Here is a 385-nt window from a genome sequence, read left to right as displayed (position 1 = left end):
GATTTAACCCTAGAGCCTGACCCTGAAAACATGTCTCGTAACATCGTTTCAGATGTAAAACTGGTTAGCTAATCATGGCTCAATGTGTCGCTATCCAACCAGACCAAACACTAAAAGCCGTAACGGGTGTTTGTGATTTTGTGATGGTTACACAAGCGGAGTTTGCACAACTCCAACAACAAAATTTAGTAAACGTTCTTAATGAATTGTTTGCTTTTGACTTGGCTACTTTTGGCCTAATTAACACAGCGGCGTTAGTCGCATTTGTAACCGCTCATGGTGTTGGTCGTGTCGTCCGTACCATGGGAAAAACCTAACCTTTAAGGATATCAACATGAAAAACGTAATGAACATTTTAGCTACAAAACGCGCTAAAGCAGGTCTT

1 protein-coding gene is annotated in these 385 nt (G+C 41.0%); it reads left to right on the top strand.

Going from position 1 to position 385, the window contains the following annotated elements; translation table 11 throughout:
- Positions 1-74 precede the first annotated feature (74 nt).
- Positions 75-317 (top strand): hypothetical protein, encoded by a 243-nt coding sequence (locus CWC28_RS20785; protein WP_138625710.1) that lies wholly within the window; start codon positions 75-77, stop codon positions 315-317.
- Positions 318-385 lie beyond the last annotated feature (68 nt).

The organism is Pseudoalteromonas sp. S4492 (assembly GCF_005886115.1).
Classification (GTDB): domain Bacteria; phylum Pseudomonadota; class Gammaproteobacteria; order Enterobacterales; family Alteromonadaceae; genus Pseudoalteromonas; species Pseudoalteromonas gelatinilytica.
Note: the sequence above shows the minus strand (reverse complement) of the source record. Positions and strands in the feature narration are given on the sequence as shown.

Coding starts and splice junctions, on each gene's coding strand:
- CWC28_RS20785 (WP_138625710.1), top strand. CDS start 75: ATGGCTCAATGTGTCGCTATCCAACCAGACCAAACACTAAAAGCCGTA.